The 20,803-nt window shown below is 67.6% G+C and carries 21 protein-coding genes; 17 read left to right on the top strand and 4 right to left on the bottom strand.

Translation table 11 applies throughout. From position 1 onward, the window contains the following. Positions 1-17 precede the first annotated feature (17 nt). From dnaK to DZG09_RS16475, 17 genes are all read left to right on the top strand, one after another. The gene (dnaK, locus tag DZG09_RS01460) at positions 18-1,883 is read left to right on the top strand and encodes a molecular chaperone DnaK (protein ID WP_119695965.1); all 1,866 of its coding nucleotides are present in this window, start codon (positions 18-20) and stop codon (positions 1,881-1,883) included. After that, entirely contained in the window at positions 1,883-2,539 is a 657-nt protein-coding gene (locus DZG09_RS01455) for a nucleotide exchange factor GrpE (RefSeq protein WP_119695964.1), read from the top strand. Before dnaK ends, DZG09_RS01455 begins: the two co-directional genes overlap by 1 nt. Before the next feature lie 74 nt (positions 2,540-2,613). Further along, complete coding sequence (locus tag DZG09_RS01450) at positions 2,614-3,567, top strand: DnaJ C-terminal domain-containing protein (RefSeq protein ID WP_119695963.1); 954 nt, start codon at positions 2,614-2,616, stop codon at positions 3,565-3,567. A gap of 124 nt (positions 3,568-3,691) precedes the next feature. Next, positions 3,692-4,123: a heat shock protein transcriptional repressor HspR gene (locus DZG09_RS01445; protein ID WP_119695962.1), complete on the top strand. Its 432-nt coding sequence runs from the start codon at positions 3,692-3,694 to the stop codon at positions 4,121-4,123. A 258-nt stretch (positions 4,124-4,381) separates the two neighbouring features. Further along, positions 4,382-4,996, top strand: a complete 615-nt coding sequence (locus DZG09_RS01440) for a GntR family transcriptional regulator (protein ID WP_240423597.1) — start codon at positions 4,382-4,384, stop codon at positions 4,994-4,996. Positions 4,997-5,281: 285 nt separating this feature from the next. After that, positions 5,282-6,241 carry a Bug family tripartite tricarboxylate transporter substrate binding protein gene (locus DZG09_RS01430; RefSeq protein ID WP_119695959.1) on the top strand — a complete coding sequence of 320 codons (960 nt, stop codon included), beginning with the start codon at positions 5,282-5,284 and terminating at the stop codon, positions 6,239-6,241. Further along, the gene (locus tag DZG09_RS01425; RefSeq protein WP_162893098.1) at positions 6,238-6,768 is read left to right on the top strand and encodes a tripartite tricarboxylate transporter TctB family protein; all 531 of its coding nucleotides are present in this window, start codon (positions 6,238-6,240) and stop codon (positions 6,766-6,768) included. The genes DZG09_RS01430 and DZG09_RS01425 overlap by 4 nt, the downstream gene beginning before the upstream one ends. Then, on the top strand, positions 6,765-8,414 hold the full coding sequence (locus tag DZG09_RS01420; protein WP_119695957.1) for a tripartite tricarboxylate transporter permease: 1,650 nt from the start codon (positions 6,765-6,767) through the stop codon (positions 8,412-8,414). Before DZG09_RS01425 ends, DZG09_RS01420 begins: the two co-directional genes overlap by 4 nt. After that, positions 8,411-9,280 carry a dihydrodipicolinate synthase family protein gene (locus DZG09_RS01415; RefSeq protein WP_119695956.1) on the top strand — a complete coding sequence of 290 codons (870 nt, stop codon included), beginning with the start codon at positions 8,411-8,413 and terminating at the stop codon, positions 9,278-9,280. The genes DZG09_RS01420 and DZG09_RS01415 overlap by 4 nt, the downstream gene beginning before the upstream one ends. A 31-nt stretch (positions 9,281-9,311) precedes the next feature. Then, a complete protein-coding gene (locus tag DZG09_RS01410; RefSeq protein WP_119695955.1) occupies positions 9,312-10,943 on the top strand; it encodes a fucose isomerase in 1,632 nt (543 codons plus the stop codon). Positions 10,944-11,049: 106 nt separating this feature from the next. Then, entirely contained in the window at positions 11,050-11,706 is a 657-nt protein-coding gene (locus DZG09_RS01405) for a GntR family transcriptional regulator (RefSeq protein WP_119695954.1), read from the top strand. Positions 11,707-12,025: 319 nt separating this feature from the next. Then, positions 12,026-13,009: a phosphoglycerate dehydrogenase gene (locus DZG09_RS01400; protein WP_162893097.1), complete on the top strand. Its 984-nt coding sequence runs from the start codon at positions 12,026-12,028 to the stop codon at positions 13,007-13,009. A gap of 35 nt (positions 13,010-13,044) precedes the next feature. Continuing rightward, positions 13,045-14,331 (top strand): ABC transporter substrate-binding protein, encoded by a 1,287-nt coding sequence (locus DZG09_RS01395; RefSeq protein WP_119695952.1) that lies wholly within the window; start codon positions 13,045-13,047, stop codon positions 14,329-14,331. 50 nt (positions 14,332-14,381) lie between these two features. Beyond that, positions 14,382-15,320 (top strand): carbohydrate ABC transporter permease, encoded by a 939-nt coding sequence (locus DZG09_RS01390; RefSeq protein ID WP_240423595.1) that lies wholly within the window; start codon positions 14,382-14,384, stop codon positions 15,318-15,320. Further along, positions 15,317-16,177 (top strand): carbohydrate ABC transporter permease, encoded by an 861-nt coding sequence (locus tag DZG09_RS01385; RefSeq protein ID WP_162893096.1) that lies wholly within the window; start codon positions 15,317-15,319, stop codon positions 16,175-16,177. Before DZG09_RS01390 ends, DZG09_RS01385 begins: the two co-directional genes overlap by 4 nt. Beyond that, the gene (locus tag DZG09_RS01380) at positions 16,174-16,968 is read left to right on the top strand and encodes an SDR family oxidoreductase (protein WP_119695951.1); all 795 of its coding nucleotides are present in this window, start codon (positions 16,174-16,176) and stop codon (positions 16,966-16,968) included. Before DZG09_RS01385 ends, DZG09_RS01380 begins: the two co-directional genes overlap by 4 nt. A gap of 191 nt (positions 16,969-17,159) precedes the next feature. Continuing rightward, positions 17,160-17,333, top strand: coding sequence for a hypothetical protein (locus DZG09_RS16475; protein ID WP_162893095.1), 174 nt, complete (start codon positions 17,160-17,162; stop codon positions 17,331-17,333). Between the two features lie 75 nt (positions 17,334-17,408). Here the strand turns inward: DZG09_RS16475 and DZG09_RS01370 are convergent, their stop codons facing one another. The 4 genes from DZG09_RS01370 to DZG09_RS01355 are packed head-to-tail and all read right to left on the bottom strand — an operon-like array spanning position 17,409 to position 20,692. Then, complete coding sequence (locus DZG09_RS01370; RefSeq protein ID WP_119695949.1) at positions 17,409-18,101, bottom strand: nucleoside/nucleotide kinase family protein; 693 nt, start codon at positions 18,099-18,101, stop codon at positions 17,409-17,411. Further along, positions 18,098-19,090 (bottom strand): zinc-dependent alcohol dehydrogenase family protein, encoded by a 993-nt coding sequence (locus DZG09_RS01365; RefSeq protein WP_119695948.1) that lies wholly within the window; start codon positions 19,088-19,090, stop codon positions 18,098-18,100. The genes DZG09_RS01370 and DZG09_RS01365 overlap by 4 nt, the downstream gene beginning before the upstream one ends. Further along, the gene (locus DZG09_RS01360) at positions 19,087-19,905 is read right to left on the bottom strand and encodes a class II fructose-bisphosphate aldolase (RefSeq protein ID WP_119695947.1); all 819 of its coding nucleotides are present in this window, start codon (positions 19,903-19,905) and stop codon (positions 19,087-19,089) included. Before DZG09_RS01360 ends, DZG09_RS01365 begins: the two co-directional genes overlap by 4 nt. A 28-nt stretch (positions 19,906-19,933) precedes the next feature. Continuing rightward, positions 19,934-20,692: a DeoR/GlpR family DNA-binding transcription regulator gene (locus DZG09_RS01355; RefSeq protein ID WP_162893094.1), complete on the bottom strand. Its 759-nt coding sequence runs from the start codon at positions 20,690-20,692 to the stop codon at positions 19,934-19,936. Positions 20,693-20,803 lie beyond the last annotated feature (111 nt).

Genomic DNA, 20,803 nt, shown 5'->3' with positions numbered 1-20,803 from the left:
ACGAGAAGGAGCAAGACATGGCACGTGCTGTGGGTATCGACCTCGGAACGACCAACTCGGTCGTCTCCGTCCTCGAGGGCGGCGAACCGAAGGTCATCGCCAACGCCGAGGGCGCCAGGACCACCCCGTCGGTGGTCGCATTCACGAAGGACGGCGAAGTGCTCGTCGGCGAGACCGCCAAGCGCCAGGCCGTGACCAACGTCGACCGCACCCTCGCGTCGGTCAAGCGTCACATGGGCACCGACTGGAAGACGCAGGAGGTCGACGGCAAGGCGTACACGCCGCAGGAGATCTCGGCGCGCATCCTGCAGAAGCTCAAGCGCGACGCGGAGGAGTACCTCGGCGACACTGTCACCGACGCGGTCATCACCGTTCCTGCTTACTTCAACGACGCTGAGCGTCAGGCCACGAAGGAGGCCGGTGAGATCTCCGGCCTCAACGTGCTCCGCATCATCAACGAGCCGACAGCGGCAGCCCTCGCCTACGGCCTCGACAAGGGCCAGGAGGACGAGCTCATCCTGGTCTTCGACCTCGGCGGCGGCACGTTCGACGTCTCGCTGCTCGAGGTGGGCAAGGACGACGACTTCTCGACGATCCAGGTGCGCGCGACCAGCGGTGACAACCGTCTCGGCGGCGACGACTGGGATCAGCGCATCGTCGATCACCTGATCAAGCAGTTCAAGAACGAGACGGGCGTCGACGTCGCAGGCGACAAGATCGCGCTGCAGCGCCTCAAGGAGGCCGCGGAGCAGGCGAAGAAGGAGCTGTCGAGCTCGACGTCCACGTCGATCTCGCTGCCGTACCTCTCGCTCACCGAGAACGGCCCGGTCTCGCTCAGTGAGACGCTCTCTCGCGCGAAGTTCGAGGAGCTCACCAGTGATCTGCTCGAGCGCACCAAGAAGCCGTTCCACGACGTGATGGCCGAGGCCGGCGTCAAGATGAGCGACATCGCGCACGTCGTGCTCGTCGGCGGTTCGACCCGCATGCCTGCAGTCGCCGAGTTCGTCAAGGGCGAGACGGGCAAGGACGCGAACAAGAGCGTGAACCCTGACGAGGTCGTCGCCGTGGGCGCAGCCCTGCAGGCCGGCGTGCTGAAGGGCGAGCGCAAGGACGTTCTGCTCATCGACGTCACCCCGCTGTCGCTCGGCATCGAGACCAAGGGCGGCCGGATGACGAAGCTCATCGAGCGCAACACCGCCATCCCGACCAAGCGCAGCGAGACGTTCACGACGGCGGACGACAACCAGCCGTCGGTCGCGATCCAGGTGTTCCAGGGCGAGCGCGAGTTCACCCGCGACAACAAGCCGCTCGGCACCTTCGAGCTGACCGGCATCGCCCCCGCACCGCGCGGCGTGCCGCAGGTGGAGGTCACCTTCGACATCGACGCGAACGGCATCGTGCACGTCTCGGCGAAGGACAAGGGCACGGGCACCGAGCAGTCGATGACCATCACGGGCGGCTCCTCGCTTCCCAAGGAGGACATCGACCGGATGGTGCGCGAGGCCGAGGAGAACGCCGCGGAGGACAAGAAGCGCGCGGAGGCGCTCGAGCAGCGCAACCAGGCGGAGTCGCTCGTCTACTCGATCGAGAAGCTCATCTCGGAGAACGACGACAAGCTGCCTGAAGACGTCAAGACCGAGGTGCAGGGCGACGTCGACGCGCTCAAGACGGCGCTCGCCGGTGAGGACGAGGATGCGGTCAAGACCGCGCTCGACAAGCTGAACGCGTCGCAGACGAAGCTCGGCGAGGCGATCTACAGCCAGGCGCAGGCGGACGGCGCCGCGGCCGGTGAGGCGGGCGCCGACGGCGCTTCGGCCGAGTCGGACGAGGACGTCGTGGACGCCGAGGTCGTCGACGACGAGGACGAGGACGAGAAGAAGTAATGACGGGCAAGGACTTCGACGACAACGACGAGGTCCGCCCTGACGCCGAGGGGTCGGAGGCAGCTGCTTCCGACCCCGAAGCGCAGGCGGGCGACCAGGCTCCGGATGAGGCAGGGCACGCTGATTCCGGCGATGGCGAGTCGGGCACGGGCGAGCAGATCGAGGACGCCGGTCTGACGATCGACGACATCCTCGACACCGAGCAGACCGACGAGGCGTCAGAGGCGGAGCACAGCGACTACGAGACGCAGCTGCTGCACGACCTGAAGCGACTGCAGGCGGAGTACGCGAACTACCGTCGCCGTACCGAGGAGCAGCGCCAGATCGAGATCGACCGCGCCAAGGGGTCGGTCGCGAAGAGCATGCTGTCAGTGCTCGACGATCTGCATCGCGCGCAGAAGCACGGCGACCTCGAAGAGGGGTCGGCGTTCGCGCTCGTCGCCGAGAAGATGCGCGCCGTGGCGGAGAACGTCGGGCTCGTGTCGTACGGCGAGGCGGGAGACGCATTCGACCCGCAGCAGCACGAGGCCGTCTTCCAGCAGCCGACTCCCGGCCAGACCGAGTCGACGATCCTCGAGGTCGTCGAGGTCGGCTATCGCCTGGGCGATGTGGAGCTGCGGCCGGCGAAGGTCGTCGTCGCGGTTCCTGCTGAGTAATCCCATCCGGACGGTGCTGCCGCATCCTCTGAGAATGCGGCAGCACCATCCGGTCGATCGAAAAGGGTCATAAGTTGGCTAGCCAGGACTGGTTCGACAAGGACTTCTACGCGACGCTCGGGGTGTCGAAGGACACCTCGGACGCCGAGCTGAAGAAGGTCTATCGCAAGCTCGCCCGCACGTATCACCCGGATTCGAACCCGGGCGATGAGAAGGCCGAGGCGAAGTTCAAGGAGATCAGCGAGGCGTACTCGGTGCTCTCCGACCCGGATCAGCGCCGTGAGTACGACGAGATCCGCGCTATGGGGTCCGGCGCGCGCTTCACAGCCGGCGGGCCGGGCGGCGGCGGTTTCGACGACGTGTTCAGCCACTTCGGCGGAGCGAACACCGGTGGCGGCGGCTTCGAGGACATCTTCTCGATGTTCGGCCAGGGCGCAGGCGGCGGTCGCCGTGCCGGGTTCGGCATGCCGACGAAAGGTCAGGACCTGCGCGCCAGGACGACGCTCGATTTCCTGCGTGCGGCGAACGGCGACACCCTCACGCTGCAGAGCGAAGACGGCACCTCGTTCAAGGTCAAGGTGCCGGCGGGCGTCGCCGACGGGCAGAAGATCCGATTGCGCGGGCGCGGCCGCCCCTCGCCGAACGGAGGCGAGAACGGCGACATCGTCGTGGACGTGACTGTGCGCCCGCATCCGGTGTTCAGTCGCGACGGGCTCAACCTGCGGGTCACGGTGCCGGTGACGTTCACGGAGGCGACGCTCGGTGCGACGGTCGAGGTGCCGACACTGGACGGTGACACTGTGAGGCTGAAGGTCGCCGCGGGAACGCCGTCCGGCCGCGTGCTGCGAGTGAAGGGCAGGGGCATCGCGTCGAAGAAGGGTACGGGGGACCTGCTCGCCGAGGTGCAGATCGTGGTTCCAAGCCACCTCAGCGACGCCCAGCGCGAGGCCCTCGAGCACTTCCGCGACGTAGAGCCGCATGACAACCCCCGCGACGAGTGGCTCCACCGAGCCCGCGCGTCGTCCTGACTCCGGCACAAATCTTCATTTCTGGCACATCTCATGGGGTGCACAGCATCGGAAATGTGCCAGAAATGAAGAGTTGACGGGGTGATGGGCACGTAGCCTGGAGAGCAGCGAGGAGGTGCACCGGATGCAGCAGTTCGACGACGTCGACGAGGACGACCCGATTCTGCGGATCGGGCCCGCGGCCGAGCTCGCCGGGATGCACCCGCAGACCCTGCGTCAGTACGACCGGATCGGGCTCGTCGTCCCTGGCCGCACCCAGGGCGGATCCCGCAGGTATTCTCTGCGGAACATTCGGCAGCTGCGCCAGGTCCAGGAGCTGTCGAACGACGGCATCAGCCTGCCGGCGATCGCCCGCATCCTCGACCTCGAGGACGAGGTGACCGACCTGCGTCGCTGCGTCGTGCAGCTGCGGAGCGAACTCCGCGCCGAGCGTGAGAACCGCCCGGGCGCACGGGTGTTCGCGGCTGAGGCATCGGGCGCCGTCGTCACCCTGACGAGCGGCACCCGCGTGCGCCGCCGCACCGACGTGGTGCTGTGGCGGCCGCAGGGGCGGTAGTGCGGCGATCTGCTGCCGCGCGCCCCGCGCCGATCGTCGAGCCGGACCGTTCTCGCCGAAATGCGCCGATCTGGTCGCCCTCCTGTGCAGTGTCGGCGCATCTCGCCGGTGGGCGGGGCCTTGCGTCGCGCGCGCCGGGCTCCGAACGATGCGTCGTGAGAGCCGGCCGTCTCCGGATGTACCCTGTTGACAGTCAACGAAACGTGAGGGGGTGCTGTGCGCGACACGGTGGAACGCGGGGTGTCACTTGGTGAGCAGGTGGCGGACATCCTCCGTCGGCGGATCGTGCGCGGCGAACTCGCGCAGGGCGATCGGCTGACAGAGGAAGGCGTCGCCGAGGAGTTCGGCGTGAGCCGCGGGCCCGTCCGCGACGCCGTCTCTCTGCTCGTCTACGAGGGGCTCGTCGAGACGCGCCGTCCGCGCGGCATCTATATCCGGGGGCTCACGCTCGACGATATCGAGCAGCTGTACAGCCTGCGCGGCGCGCTCGAGCAGCTCGCCGTGCGGCGCGCGCTGGGTGGTGACGAGAAGACATGGCAGCCCGTCGAGCGGCTTGTCCAGCGGATGGAACGAGCAGCGGACGCGCGCGATCACGCAGACTTCTACCGCGCCGACGTCGACTTCCACTCGTCCTTCTACGAGCTGGCGGACCATCCCCGACTGCTGGCGACCTGGCGGCAGTACGAGCCGACGTTCATGGCGCTGCTCGAGGTCACGATCAATCACGACGAGGATCTGCACGAATCGGCGCACTCGCACCGCGTGCTGTTCGATCTGATCCGCGCAGGCGATGCCGAGCCCGTCGCCGCCGAGCTGGCCGACCACCTTGCGCGCGCTGAGGAACGGATGCGGCTGGAACTCGACGCTCGCTGACGCCGCGCCCGGCCAGTTTCCTCCGCACCAGTGTTCGTTCTCAGGGCCGGCGTCGTTCCTGCGACCGTCGAGCGCCCGTCCCAGGCGCACAACCGTCCGCTGTCGTTGCTCGATCCGCTGTCGTTGCTCGATCCGGTGTCGCAGATCGACCGCTGCGTACCGAGCCGGGGCCGATCCCGGGCATCGAAGGGCGAGCGGATAGAGGCCGTTGACTGTTAACAGTAAACGTGGCATGATCGGTGCAGCCGGCGAAGCCGTCGGTCCCTGCACCGAGGAGGAGCAACGATGCCCCGTTTCATTCGCACCACCGCCGCTGTCGCGGGAATCGGCCTCGTGGCTGCCGCGCTGGCCGCATGCACACCGGTCTCCGAAGAGAGTGCCGCCGAGTACCCGAGCGACGACATCCGGCTCATCATCCAGGCCGACGCCGGCGGCGGCAGCGACCTCTCATCGCGCGCGCTCGCCGCGGAGCTTGAGAAGACCCTCGGCGTCAGCGTCATCCCGGAGAACATGCCGGGCGCATCGGGCGCGAAGGCCATGGAGTACGTCGCCGATCAGGAACCGGACGGGTACACGATCGGCTTCGCTCCGGTCGAGATCGCGATGCTGAACACGACGCAGAACGCCGATGTGCTGCCAGAGAACTACGACTTCCTCGGCCAGATCATGAACGCGCCGGGCGTCATCGCCGTCGGTGCCGACAGCGGGATCGAGTCCGTCGATGACCTGATCGCGGCGGCCGAGGACGGTGAAGTCACGGTGTCGAACTCGGGCGCCGGATCGATCTGGGAGGCAGCTTCGCTCGGGTTCGCCGATGCCGCGGGGATCGATGTGACGCCGGTTCCCTACGACGGCGGCGCGCCCGCCGTGAGCGCTGCGGCCTCCGGCGAGGTCGTCGCCTCGGTCTCGGGCGTCGGCGAGGCGCTGGCACAGCAGGACTCGGTGCGGATCCTCGCCGTCATGGATGAGGAAGCGCACCCAGATCTTCCCGATGTTCCGACCGCGAACGAGGCGCTCGGAACCGACGGCGTCGTCTTCGGCGGGTGGGGCGGCATGTACGCACCCGAGGGGCTGCCGGATGAGGTGCACGACACCCTCGAGAGCGCTGTGAAGGACGCCGTCGAGAGCGACTCGTACACCCAGTTCCAGGCCGACGCAGGCAACCTCGTCGTCTACCGCTCCGCCGACGAGCACCAGGCATTCGTCGAGGAGCAGTTCGACCGCTTCGCGGAGCTGCTCGGTTGAGCGAGGCGGCACAGCATGCCGTGACGGGCGAGGTCACACGGCCTCGCCCGTCACGGGCGCTCGAGGTCACGGCGGCTGTGGTCGCCGTCGCGTTCACGGCCGGCTACCTCGGACTGGCCACGCAGATCGCGCTGCGCGACGAGTCAGCGGTCGCCGCGATGGACGCGCGCACCTGGCCGACCGTGCTCGGCGCGGCCGGCCTCGCTGTCTCGATCGTGCTGCTCGTCATCGCCGTCGCGAGGCCCGCGCCCCGGCGCGACGACCTGGAGAGCGTCGCAAAGGGCGGTCCGCTCCGCGTCGTCCTGACTCTCGTGATCTCCGGTGCCTTCGTGGCGGTGTGGAGCGTGCAGTCGGTGATCCTGGCCGGATACCGGATCCAGCTTTTCCCGATCATCGCGGCGCTCTACCTGCTGTCGCTGCTGCTCCTGTTCGGCCACCGACGCTGGATCGGCCTCATCGCCTATCCGGTGGGCCTGACGGCCTTCATCTACATTCTGTTCGGCATCGTTCTGAGGATCCCGCTGTGAACGCCATCGTCGACGGCCTCGGCGCCCTGCTCGAAGTGTCCGTCGTGCTGTACATGCTCGTCGGGCTCGCGCTCGGCTTCCTGGTCGGTGCCTTCCCCGGCATCACCGCGACAATGGCGGTCGCGCTCGCCGCCGGGTTCACGATGACCCTCGAGCCCGTGCAGGGCCTCGCCGTGCTGCTGACGATCTACGTCGCGGCGAACTTCGGCGACCGCGTTCCGGCGATCCTCGTGAACACGCCGGGCACACCGGCGTCGGTGGCCACGACGTTCGATGGATACCCGATGGCGAAACAGGGCAGGGCCGGCCTCGCGCTCACGCTCTCCGCGATCGTGAGCGCCGTCGGAATCCTCGCCTCGGTCGTGCTGTTCGCCGTCCTCGCCGTGCCGGTGGCGACCCTGGCGCGCGACTGGTTCCGGTCGCCCGAGCTGTTCGCCCTGGTGGTGTTCGGCATCGCGATCATGATCGGCATCTCGTCGAAGTCGATGCTCAAGGGAATCCTCGCCGGCGTGATCGGGCTGATGCTCGGAACCGTCGGTCTGTACAGCGCGACCAACGACGAGCGCTTCACCTTCGGCCTGCTCGAACTCGTCGACGGCCTCGACTTCATCGCGGTCATCATCGGGCTGTTCGGCATCGCTGAGCTGCTCGACCAGCTGCTGACGCACCGCCAGAACCGGACGCGACCCATCTCGTCGCTCGGGCGCTGGCTCCCGAACCGCAAGGAGTTCAAGCAGTCGGGGCGTGCGGTCGCCGTCTCCGGCGGCATCGGGCTCGGCGTCGGTCTCATCCCGGCGGCCGGCGGCGACATCGCAGGACTGATCGGATGGGACAGGGCGCGCAGCGTCTCGAAGCATCCGGAGGAGTTCGGCAAGGGCTCGATCGAGGGCGTCGCCGCGAGCGACACGGCATCCAGCGCCACGCTCGGCGGATCGCTGACGACCACGATGGCGCTGGGCATCCCCGGCGACTCCGTGATGGCCGTGATGATCGGGTCGATGATCATCTGGGGCATCGCACCCGGCCCGACGCTGTTCACCGATCGACCGGATCTCGTCGTGTCGATCACCGCGATCATGATCGTCGCGACCCTGCTCGCCCTCGTGCTCAGCCTCGTCCGGATGAAGGGGATCGTGAAGCTGCTCGATCTGCCTCGCCCGTACCTGTGGGGCGGCATCCTCATCTTCTGCATCATCGGCACCTACGCCACGTCCAACAGCGTCAGCACCGTGATCCAGATGCTGGTGTTCGGCGTGATCGGGCTCGCGCTCAAACGCCTCGAGATCCCGGCGGGGCCGATCGTGCTGGGGCTGATCCTGGGCCCGCTCGCCGAGGAGAACCTCGCGCGCACGCTGCAGATCCTTCCGACCCAGCCGTTCTTCTCCGTCGTCAGCCCGATCGCTCTGATCCTGCTCGCGCTCGCTGTGGCATCCGTTGTGCTGCCGGCCATCCGGAATGCGTGCAAGCCCAAGGACAAGCGGGGGTCGTTGGCCGACTCCGTGCTGAGCGACGACACGTTCGCCGAGATCGAGCAGGCGCACGAGTCGATGCGCGACGAGCCGGGCATGCTCACCTCCACCATCCGCAACGAAGACAAGCCGCGCACATCGCGGCGCAGCACCGACAAGAAGGGGTCAGACACGTGACCAGGCGCGACATCCTCACAGCCATTCCGACGGCGTTCCGGGAGGACGGCTCGCTTGACATCGACGGCAGCCGCGCGATCTTCCGCCACGTCGCCAAGTCGGGGAACGAGGGAGCGTTCGTGCTGGGCACGACGGGCGAGTTCCCCGCCGTCGACGAAGCCGAGTTCGCGCAGATCGTCGAGGCCGCGCTGGATGAGCTGTCGGACGCGATGCGCGTGGTCGTGCACGTCGGTGCGGCGAGCACCTTCGAGGCCGTGCGGCTCGTGCAGAAGGCACGCGAACTCGGTGCGCGCGAGTTCGCCGCCGTCACGCCGTACTACCTGCCCGCCTCTGACGAGGGCATGTATGCGTACTACGAGGCGCTGTCCGCCGCGGTCGGTGACGGGCAGCTGTACGTGTACGCCTTCCCGAACCGCACAGGGAACGCGGTCTCGCCCGAGCTGCTGGCGCGGCTCGCGGCGCTCCCGAACGTCGTAGGAGTCAAGGCCAGCGAGCTCACCCTCGACGACATCGCGGCCTACCGCGAGGCGACGCCGGAAGGCTTCGTCGTCTACACCGGTGCCGACCGCGATCTCGTCGCCGCGGGGGAGCGCGGCGCCGACGGTGTCGTCTCCGGCGTCTCGTCCGTGCTGCCGAAGCCGTTCCGCGCGCTGGCGGCGGCAGCCGACTCGGGCGAGGTGGACCGCATCGCCCGAGCTCAGGCAGATGTCGATGACCTCGTCTCGGTCATCGGCGGCGACATGCCCCGGATGAAGGAGGCTCTGCGCCGGATGGGCGTCGTCGACGCCCGAAGCCGTATGGCGTTGGACGAGCCGGATGAGACGGCCGTCGCCGAGATCGTCCGGGTCGTCGAGGCCTACGCCTGAGCCCCGTCCGCCACTCAACGAGGAGCCGAACATGACCTACGCATTCCCCGCACCCGTCGAGCGCCCCGCGCTCGCGCCGAACACCGCCTACCTGATCGCGAGCGGCGACCTGCGCGAATCCGCCAACACCGCAGGATGGGAGACGCAGCGCGCCGTCGAGGCCGGCGTCACCGCGTCCGTCGAGAAACTCGGCTGGAGCGTGACGCGCGCCTTCGGCGTCGACCCCGCCACCGGGCACGGCTTCATCTCGAGCCAGCGCATGGGGCTCGAGGTGTTCAAAGGCATCCCGACCGACGCCCCGCTGATCGTCGCGATCGCGAACTGGCAGTACTCGCACCACGTGCTCGCGGGGCTGCGCTCGCACCGCGGCCCCATCCTCACCGTGGCGAACTTCGCCGGCGACTGGCCGGGGTTGGTCGGACTGCTCGGGCTGAACGGCTCCATGACGAAGGCGGGCATCGCCCACTCGACCATCTGGTCGGTCGACTTCACCGACGAGTGGTTCGCCAGCGGCATCCGGGAATGGATCGAGACCGGCTCGATCACGCACGACGCCTCGCACGTGCGCGCCCTTCCCGAGCTGCCTGCCGGCGACGAGCGCGAGCTCGGACGAGCCCTGGCCGAGCAGCTGCTCGAGGAGAAGGCCATCATCGGCGTGCTCGACGAGGGCTGCATGGGCATGTACAACGCGATCATCGACGACGAGCTGCTCAACCCGATCGGCATCTACAAGGAGCGGCTGAGCCAGTCGGCGCTGTACGCGGAGATGCAGCAGGTCTCGGATGACGAAGCCGACGCGATCGGCCAGTGGCTGATCGAGAAGGGCATGACCTTCAGGCTCGGCACGGACGAGACCACCGAGCTCACCGAGCGGCAGCTGCGCGAGCAGTACAGGATGTACATCGCCGCGCTTCGGATCGCCGACGACTTCGGCCTCGACGCGATCGGCATCCAGTACCAGCAGGGTCTGAAGGATCTCGCGCCCGCCTCCGACCTGCCAGAAGGCCTGCTCAACTCGACCGAGCGCCCGCCCGCCTTCTCTCGCGACGGCGCCCGCGAACTGTTCGCGGGTCGTGCCGTGCCGCACTTCAACGAGGTCGACGAGGGCGTCGCCGTCGACGCGCTGGTCACCGACCGCGTGTGGCGCGCGATGGGGCTCGTGCCGGACAACACTCTGCACGACGTGCGCTGGGGCGAGGAACACGACGGCGAGTACGTGTGGGTGTATGAGATCTCCGGCTCTGTGCCCGGCTCGCACCTCGGCGGCTGGGACAAGGCGGAGGGCTGGCGCCAGGGGCACGTGTTCTTCCCCGCCGGCGGTGCCACGATCAACGGCGTCTCCAAGCCCGGCGAGGTCGTGCTCTCGCGGGTGTTCATCGAGGACGGCGTGCTGCAGGTCGACATCTTCCGAGGCACGGTGGTCGAGCTGCCGGATGAGGAGACCCAGCGACGCAAGAACGCCACGAACCCGGAGTGGCCGATCGCGAACGTCGTGCTGCACGGCGTGACCCGCGACCAGTTCATGGCCCGCCACAGGGCGAACCACGCGCAGACCGTCTACGCACCGGATGCGGCCACGGCCGACAAGGCGCTGCTGGCCAAGGCGGCGATGTTCGACCGGCTCGGTGTGAGGGTGAACCTGGTCGGCGACGTCGCGGTGTGATCGGTTCGCGGAGCCACGCGCGTTCCTGAGCGTGTTGGCGGGTGCGCTCGGCACGGACTAAAGTCAGTGGTGAATTGTTAACTGTGATACCGACTGGGAGGCTTCGATGGGTCTTCGTCCGCTCGCTATGGGGGAGCAGATCGCGCATCAGCTGAGAGTCGCCATCATCACAGGAACGATCGCAGACGGGACGCACCTCACCGAGGACGCGCTCGCCACGCGATTCGACGTCAGTCGTGGGCCGATCCGGGACGCGTTGCGGCAGCTGCAGAGTGAGGGCCTGCTGGAGAGCCGACGCAAGCGGTTGTACGCCCGTGCTCTGGGAATCGAAGGGATCGAGGAGCTCTACGAGCTGAGGGAAGCGCTCGAGACTCTCGCAATCCGTCTTGCGATCGCCCGCGCGAGCTCTAAGGAATGGGACGGTCTTCAGGTCATCGTCGACCAGATGCGCGCCGCCGGTGAGGTCGGCGACTTCAACGCGTTCGCAAGCGCTGACATGGACTTCCACACGGCGTTCTACGACCTCTCGCGGAACAAGCGGCTGCGTGAGGCATGGCGGCCCTATCAGCAGACGTTCTCGATCCTGTTCGAACTGAGTGACACTCCCGACATCCCGGCCGCAACTGCCGATCACCAGGGATTCCTCGACGTCGTGCGCACGGGCGACGCTGATGCGGCAGTGAAGCGGCTGCACCTGCATCTCACTCTCGCGAAGGGGCACGTCCGCGACGTCATGCGGGAACAGGAGCCGGCGGAGGGCTGACGGCCCGACTGGTCAACCGGGTCTTCGACGGAGTCGCGTGCCCGGCGCCGCCTCCGGTGTTCGGTCGGTGAAGCCGCCCGCCTTCTGCGGTGGAGGCTGTGCACGCCGAGATCGGCTCGGCTCAGCTCGGTGAAGCCCGCGAACGCGCGTTCTGCCGCGTGATCGCGGCGATCGGCAGGCCAACCGGGTCGCACGTCGGTGCCGCGGTGCGAGCTGCGAGTTGCAGGCCTCGCTAACTTGGCATATGTTGATTGTTAACAAATCACCTTTAGTCGACGGCGACGTGATCCACTCCAGCGCTGTCAAGAGAGGCAGCGGAATGAGCGGGACGACGGCACCGATCGGATCGGGGCGAACGGTCATCGTGGGTCCGGTGCGATACGCGGAACTGTGCGGCCGAGGGCGCCGACTGCTGTTGGACAACGGCTTCACTCTCATCGAGAACGAAACAACCGTTCCCTGGGAAGCCGAGCAGCTGAATGCCGTGGTCGGGTCGGCCGACGCCGCTGTGGTCGGTGTGGAGGTCTTCGACGAAGCGGCTCTGCGTCGCGCGGACTCGCTCCGCATCCTTTCTCGCCTGGGCGTCGGGCTCGACAACATCGATCTGGAGTTCGCCCGTGAGCGCGGAGTGGATGTCGTGAATGTCCCCGGTGGGAACGCCGCGGCCGTCGCTGAGCTCGCGCTCGGCCTGATGCTGAGCTCTCTGCGGAGCATCACCCGGATGGACCGTGCCGTGCGAGACGGGCGATGGGATCGCTACGTCGGCAGAGAGCTCGCAGGCAAGACGATCTGTCTGTTGGGATTCGGCGCGACCGCGCAGGTGACCGCCCGCCGTCTCTCCGGGTTCGGCGTCACCATTCGCGCATACGACCCGTACGGCGACGCCGGGATCGCGGCAGACCTCGGCGTCGAGCTGGTGTCTCTCCACGCGGCCGTTGCGGAGGCCGATATCGTCAGCGTTCACGTTCCGCACCTGCCGTCTACCCATCACCTGGTCGACGACGCGCTCATCGCCAGTATGCGAACGGGCGTCGTCGTCATCAACACCAGCCGTGGTGGAACGGTCGATGAGGCGGCGCTGCTGCGCGGCCTCGACTCCGGAAGGATCGCGGGTGCGGGGCTCGACGTGTTCGAGACGGAACCGGTGGACTCTCGCAACCCCCTCTTCTCACACGAATCCGTCATCACGTCCCCGCACGCGGCGGCCGACACGCTCGAAGCCTATGAGCGAATCGGCTGGGCAACCGCCCAGGCGATCGTCGATGTCTTCTCGGGCAGACGCCCCGAGAACATCGCCAACTGAACCCAGCGACGAAACACCACACAGATAGGACAACGATGTTCATCAGCACTCCCAAGCGGCGCCTTGCGGTCGTCGCCCCTGCCGTCGGCGCACTGGTGCTCGGCCTCGCCGCGTGCGGCGGCGAAGGCGACTCCGACGAGCTCACCGTCATCGCGGCGAACAGCCCGTGGGTCGAGGGGCTCAAAGAACTCGCAGCGACGTACGAGGACGAGACCGGCGTCACAGTCAACATCGAGGCGTACGGCAACGAGCAGCTCAACGACACGTTCAAGGTGAAGCTGAACGCACAGTCGTCCGACTTCGACATCATGGCCTACCAGGTGCAGGACGTGATGCGCGAGTTCTCGCGCAACGGCTGGCTTGCGGACATGACCGACTACGTCGAAGAGGACGCCGACTGGAACTGGGAGGACTTCCAGTCGGCCGCTCGCGACGCGGTGCAGCTCGACGGCACCGTGTACGGCGTGCCCGTGATGACTGAGCGTCACATCATGTACTACCGTTCGGACCTCCTCGACGAGGCGGGAATCGAGGTTCCGCAGACGCTCGACGAGCTCGAGGACGCGGCAGCGGAGCTCAACGACCCGGACAACGGCTTCTACGGGATCGCGATGAGGGGCGCCCGAGTGCCGGTGGTGACGCAGCTGTCATCGTTCATCTACAGCTTCGGCGGTGACTTCCAAGACGAGGACGGCAACGCCGCCATCGACACTCCCGAAGCGATTGCGGGCTACGAGTTCTATGGTGACCTGCTGCGCGACTACGGCCCTCCCGGCTCGACGAACATGGGGTGGGTCGAGGCGTCCGCGATCTTCGCGCAGGGGAACGCCGCCTTCTACCTCGACGCCGACAGCCAGGCGTATACGTTCCTCGATGAGGACAACTCGGCCGTCGTCGACACGGTCGGCTTCGGGCGGTTCCCTGAAGGGCCGGCCGGCTCGAACTTCTACAACATCGTTCCGCAGACCGTCGGGATCAACGAGTTCTCCGAGAACAAGGACGCCGCGTGGGAGTTCATCAAGTGGGCGTCGAACGAGGAGAACACGAAGCGGCTGCTCTCCGAGGCGACCGTCCCGGTCGCCCGTGAGTCGGCGTGGGCGGATGAGAGCGCCACATCGGGTTTCCCCGCCGGGTTGGTAGACATCGTCCGCGACCTCGGTGACGGCGCGGTCGGTCATGACCGTCCAGCTCTTGAGCAGGTCGCGGCCGCCCGTGAGATCGTCGGCGGCCCTGCGATCACGGCGATCGAGGGCGGAGACGTCGAGTCGGCGGCGGAGCAGGCCGACGAAGAGTTCCAGGGACTTCTGGACTCCGAGGACTGATGCGTCGGGCCCTCGGATGAATTTCCGAGGGCCCGACGTCGAGGAGAACAATGATGTCTCACACGAGCTACGCGCGCACGACGGCGAAGGTGAATCGGCGAAAGCCGATCGACTGGGTCGACGCGAACCTCAAGTGGATCCTGATCGCACCCCCGGTCGTGTTCATCACGCTGCTGATCGCCTTTCCGATCGGGTACACGATCTTCCTTTCGCTGACGGACGCGCAGGGCGCGGTCACACGACCATTCGACTTCGTCGGGTTCGACAACTACGCGTACTGGCTGCAGGATGCGAACCGATTCTGGCCGGCGGTGTGGCGCACCGCGTACTTCACCGGCATGGCGCTGCTGCTCGAACTCGTGATCGGACTCGCGATCGCGATGCTGCTGCGCAAGACGTTCCGCGGGCAGGGCCTCGTCCGGGTCCTCATCCTCTTGCCGCTCGTTGCGACACCGGTAGCGGTCGGCATGATGTGGCTGCTGCTGTTCGAGCCGACCATCGGATTCGTGAACGTGCTCATGGATGCCATCGGGCTGCCGCGTCAGGGCTGGCTGTCCGACAAGGACATGGCGCTCAACACGGTGCTCTTCGTGGAAGTGTGGCAGTGGACCCCGATGATCGTGCTGATTCTGCTGGCGGGGCTCTCCACCCTTCCCAACGAACCGGACGAGGCCGCGAGGGTCGACGGTGCCAATGCCTGGCAGCGGTTCTGGCACATCACCCTCCCGCTGCTGACGCCCGTCATCGCAGCGGCTGCGCTGCTTCGAGCAATCGACGCGCTCAAGACGTTCGACATCATCTACGCGACGAAAGGCCGAGGCGGCGGTTCCAGCCATGAGGCCGAGACGTTGAACATCCTCGCCTACAGCGACGCGTTCGAGTACTCCAACTACGGGCGGGCGTCGGCGCTGCTGATGCTGTTCTTCATGTTCATCGTCATCGTGCTCTCGGTCCTCGCCATCATGCGTAAGAAGGAGGTCGCCTCGTGAGCGCCGTCACCGTAAGCTCCGCGCGCGGTCGCAGTCGCCGACGCCCGGTTCAGATCGTCGGGGGAGCAGCACGCGCGATCGGCATCGTGCTCGTCGTGTGCGCGTTCATCGCGCCGCTGCTCTGGATGCTCCTTGCGAGCCTGAAGACGAATCTCGAGATCGTCGACCCGAGCAAGACGTTCGACTTCACGCCCACGCTCGACAACTTCGGCACGGTGTTCGGCGCGCAGGCGTTCGGCTCCTTCATCCTGAACAGCGTTGTCGTCGGCACCGGGGCGACGCTCATCGCTCTGGTGCTCGGGATCCCCGCCGCGTACGGTATCGCGCGGTTCAGAGTGAAGAGAGCCACCACGTTCCTGCTGATGGCCCGCATCATTCCCGGTGTGAGCCTGCTGGTGCCGTGGTACTTCCTGTTCTCCCAGATCCAGCTGGTCGGCACCTATACGGTTCTGATCCTCACCCACATCTTCGTGACGATGCCGCTGGTGGTGGCGATCATGTCGAGCTTCTTCGAGGGCATTCCCGAGGAGCTCGAGGAAGCCGCCCAGATCGACGGGTCGAGCAGGATCGGTGCGTTCCTGCGGGTCGTGCTGCCGCTTTCCGTTCCGGGAATCGCGACGGCGACGATCCTGGCGTTCATCTTCAGCTGGAACAACTTCCTGTTCGCGCTGGTGCTCTCGAATCAGGACACACGAACGCTTCCGGTGGCGATCGTGAACTTCACCAGCTACGCGTCGGTCGACTGGGGCGGTCTCATGGCGGCCGCTGTCGTGATCACGCTGCCGGTGATGGTGATCGCGCTGATCGCGCAGAAGTACGTCGTCAGCGGCCTCACCGCTGGCGCGACGAAGGGATGATCCGGGATGAAGACCGTGACGGTGCAGCCGGTTCCGACGATGAGGGGGAGGTCTCCGCTGTGACGACAGGGGCGGCCTGGGTGATCGGCGGCGGCTCGGGAATCGGAAGAGGCGTCGCGATCGCGTTGGCCGCTTCCGCCGAGCACGTGATCGTCTCGGGCAGACGTGAGAGCGAGCTGGAGTCGACCGTCCAGGCGATTCGAGAGGCCGGCGGGCGCGCTTCGGCGCTTGCTCTCGATGTCGGCGACGCAGGTCTGGTCGTCGCGGCGGCGCAGGAGATCATCCGACGGCATGGGGCGGTGCGCACGCTGGTCTACAGCGCCGGCACGAATGTCCCGAATCGGTTCTGGAGCGACGGCGCACCGGAAGACTACGAGCGCGTGCTCGACGTCAATCTGACCGGCGCGGTGCGGGCGGTGCACGCCGTGCTGCCGGGGATGCGCTCCGGTCGAGACGGCCTGATAGTGCTCGTATCCTCCTGGGCCGGATGGAAGTTCGCACCCACCGCTGGCGCTGCCTACTCGACGAGCAAGACCGCATTGGGCGCCCTCGCCGAAACGATCAACGCCCAGGAACGACTGAACGGCGTCAGGGCAACGCACTTCTGTCCGGGCGAGGTCGCGACCGAGATTCTGGACACACGCCCGAATCCCCCGAGCCGGGCCGAGCGGGATCTCATGCTGAACGCCGAGGACGTCGGCGAGGCGATCCGGTGGATCGCCGACCTGCCTGCTCGCGTCTGCGTCAACGAGATGGTCATCACCCCGACGTCCAACACGTCCTACGCCTGATCGGTGACGACATGAGGGCGCCTCCGACGTGCCTACGCCGCATGCTCAGCGATGTACTGCTCGAGCTGTTCGCGTGCGATCGTCGCCCCTCCGCTTCTGCGGGTCCCGTGCTCAGCACGTCGCACGGGTGCCCTTCCGCGCGAGAGACGCCGGATGTACAGTCGCAGGACACGGGCGATCGAGGAGGCGACATGATCGGCAATGGTCACTGGGCCACGACCTACGGCCCGAAGAACACACAGCTCTTCCTCGACGAGATCGCGATGCAGGCTGAGCTCCGGCGGGAGCGCTCGCTCCGCTGGCATGAGTTCTGCGGGTACTGGCTGCGCCGGATGAGAGACGCAGACGCGCGACACCGTCGGTGACGCGCCGTGTGTCCGGCGCTGCGGTGCTCTCGCTGATGTGCCGGTCCGCCGCCGCTTCCAGCGCCCGTCCCGCTCTCACCGCACCGAGAACACTCGGTCGGCAAGGGAGCGGGTGGCGCGGATCAGCTGTGCGTTGAGCTCGTCGCTGCCGGTGGCGCGCTCCAGCGCTTCCGCGCGGCCGCGGCCGAAGCGCTCGTGGCGGGCGATGAGACGCTCGACGCGGGTGTCGTCGCCCGGGTCGAGGAACCACGCCTCGTCGAGCAGATCGCGCACGCCCTCCCAGCCGTCGGCATCGTGCAGCAGGTAGTTCCCCTCCACGATCACGACGGGAACGTCTGCGCGCACCGGCACGCAGCTGCCGATCGGCTCGTCCAGCTCGCGGTCGAAGTACGGCGCGTACAGCTCGCCGTCATCCGGGCCCTGCGCCCTGATGCGCTCGAGCAGTGAGACGAAGCCGTCGACGTCGAAGGTGTGCGGGGCGCCCTTGCGATCATGCAGGCCGCGCGCGTGCAGCAGTCGGTCGGCGAAGTGGTAGCCGTCCATCCCGACGAGCACCGAGACGCCGTCGGCGACCAGCGCTTCGGCGACCGTGGACTTCCCCGCCCCGGGCGCACCGGTGATCCCGATGATGCGTCGGATGCCGGTGGCCGCGAGATCGCGCACCCGAGCGCGCAGATCATCGATCGTCGCAACCTCGGCTGCCGGGCCATCCGGAGCCGCGTCTGACGCACCCCCGGCATCAGCCGTCGTCCGTCCTGCCTCGCTCATGCCGGCACCACCTGCACCTTGCGCCCGCGCCCCGCGCGGAACAGCTCGAGCGCGTCGCCGTACTGGGCCAGCGGCACCCTGTCGCTGATGAACACCTCGGGCGGAATCACCCCTGTCGCGAACAGATCGGCGGCGCGGTCGTACGAGTTCAGCGTCGCCATCGACCCGGTGATCGTGATCTCGTGCCTGAAGATCCGGTACGGCTCGATCGTGGCGCGCGCGTCATACGAGGCCACACCGAACTGCAGGAACGTGCCGCCGCGGTCCACGCGCCCCAGCCCGTCCTGGATCGCGTGCTGGTTGCCCGTCGCGTCCACGACGAGCTCCCAGCCGTACGGCCGATCGAGCTCATCGGCGCTGGTCACCGCGGCGTCGCAGCCGAGCTGCCGCGCCACCTCGAGCTTGGCCGGGTTGAGATCGACGACCTCGACGCTCGCGACGCCCGCGCGCTTGGCGAGCTGCAGCATCATCAGACCCATCGTGCCCGCACCGTAGATCAGCGCGCGGTTGCCCATCTGTGTCTTCAGCACGTCATAGCCCCTGATGGCGCACGAGAGCGGTTCGATCAGGGTCGCGTCGCGCACGTCGACGTGGTCGGGCAGCTTCACCAGGTGACGCTGGTCGACGGCGCAGAACTCGGCGGCGCCGCCGTTCCAGCTCGTGCCGTAGCCGCCGGCGACCTCGCAGAGGTTCGTCAGCCCCTTCTTGCAGTACCGGCACTCGTGGCAGATGTTCGACGGGTTCACCCCGACGCGGTCACCCGGCCTCACATGCGTGACCTCGCCGCCCACCTCGAGCACGGTGCCGGCGAACTCGTGACCGGGCACCACCGGGAAGGTGTCGCTGAACTCGCCCTCCAGGATGTGCAGGTCGGTGCCGCAGATTCCGGATGCCGCGACCTCGATGAGCGCATCGCGCGGGCCCGGCGTCGGGTCGGGGATCGTCTGGTACTCGAACTCGCCTGGCTGGGTGAAGACGACTGCCTTCATGAGATCACCCCACAGAGTCTGGTCACCTCTCGGGCGACGGCGTCGCGCCCCGGCGCAAGATATCTTCGGGGGTCGACCAGTCGCTCGTCCGAGGCGAGGGCTTCGCGAACGGCCGCGGTCATGATCGAGTTCAGGTGCGTGGACACGTTGATCTTGCGCATGCCCGCGTCGATCGCACGTCGGATGTCGGCATCCGCGACGCCGCTGGAGCCGTGCAGCACCAGCGGAACGGGAACGGCCTCGCGCAGCGCGGCGATCAGGTCGAGATCGAGCGCGGCGTCGCGCGAGGTCATGGCGTGGGAGCTGCCGACGGCGACGGCCAGCGCGTCGACTCCGGTCGCCTCCACGAAGGCGACCGCCTCATCCGGGTCGGTGCGCACGCCCGGAGCGTGGGCGCCGTCCTTGCCGCCGATCTCACCGAGCTCCGCCTCGACCCATGCCCCGTGCTCGTGCGCCTCTGCGACGATCTGTGCGGTGCGCGAGACGTTCTCGTCGTACGGCGACGTCGCCGCGTCGAACATCACCGACGTGAACCCGAGTCGCAGCGCCTCCCTCACGAGCGCCTCGTGCTCGGCGTGGTCGAGGTGCAGCGCGACATCGACCTGTGCGGACTCCGCGATGCGGCGACTGGCGAGCGCGATGGGCGCAAGCGACCCGTGGTACTTCGCGGCGTTCTCCGAGATCTGCAGCACCACGGGTGACGACGCACCCTCTGCGCCGACGACGATCGCCTCCGCATGCTCGAGCTGGATCACGTTGAACGCCGGAACGACCCGGCGGCCAGCGAGGATGCGGTCGGTGGTGACGAGGGGCATGTCTCTCCGTTGAGGTGGTCGTGTGGAATCAGGCGAGGATCAGCTCGGGGCCTGCGGCCCTGATCTCGTCGGCGATATCGGGGGGAGCGGCGGAATCGGTGACGACGACGTCGAACTCGTCGAGATCGGCGTAGCGGCAGAACGACTCGCGGCCGAGCTTCGACGACGTCACCGCCAGCACCCTGAAACGTGCGGACCTCACCAGGGCCGACTTCAGCGCCGCTTCCTCTGGCACCGTCGTCGTCGCGCCGTGCGACGTCACGCCGTTGGCGCCGACGACCGCCACGTCGCCGCGCAGCTTGGTGAGACGCTGCCAACCCCACAGATCGACGGCGCCGTGAGTGACGTGGCGGACGCGCCCAGGCAGCGCGAACACCGACAGCCGCGGCCGTTCGGCCAGCAGCGAGATCGCCGGGATGTTGTTGGTCACGACGGTGAGATCCCTGTCGGGGAACACCTCGGCGAGCACGTGCGTCGTCGACCCGGAGTCCATCATCACGACCCCGTCGTCCGGCAGCAGCTCGATGATGCGCGCGGCGATCGACAGCTTCGCGTCGCGTTCGCGCTCGTTGCGGCTGCCGATCGCCGCCTCGAACGGTTCGGGCTCGCGCAGCACCGCGCCGCCGCGGTGCCGGTGCAGGATTCCCTGCCGTTCGAGCACGGAGAGGTCGCGTCGGATGGTCTCCGCCGTGACGTCGAGGTGATCGGTGAGCGAGGAGATCGTCACGCTGCCGTCGCCTGTGCGCGCGAGACGGACGATCTCGCTCTGGCGCTCGGCGGGGTACATGTCGCTCCTTCGCGATGCGGGCCGGGCTCCCGATGTCGGGCGCCCTCTTGAATTGTGGCCCGCCGCGGCCGCAATCGCAACACAAACACACATCCGGATGTGGCGATTCCG

The organism is Microbacterium halotolerans (genome assembly GCF_003569805.1).
Classification (GTDB): Bacteria; Actinomycetota; Actinomycetes; order Actinomycetales; family Microbacteriaceae; genus Microbacterium; species Microbacterium halotolerans.
Note: the sequence above shows the minus strand (reverse complement) of the source record. Positions and strands in the feature narration are given on the sequence as shown.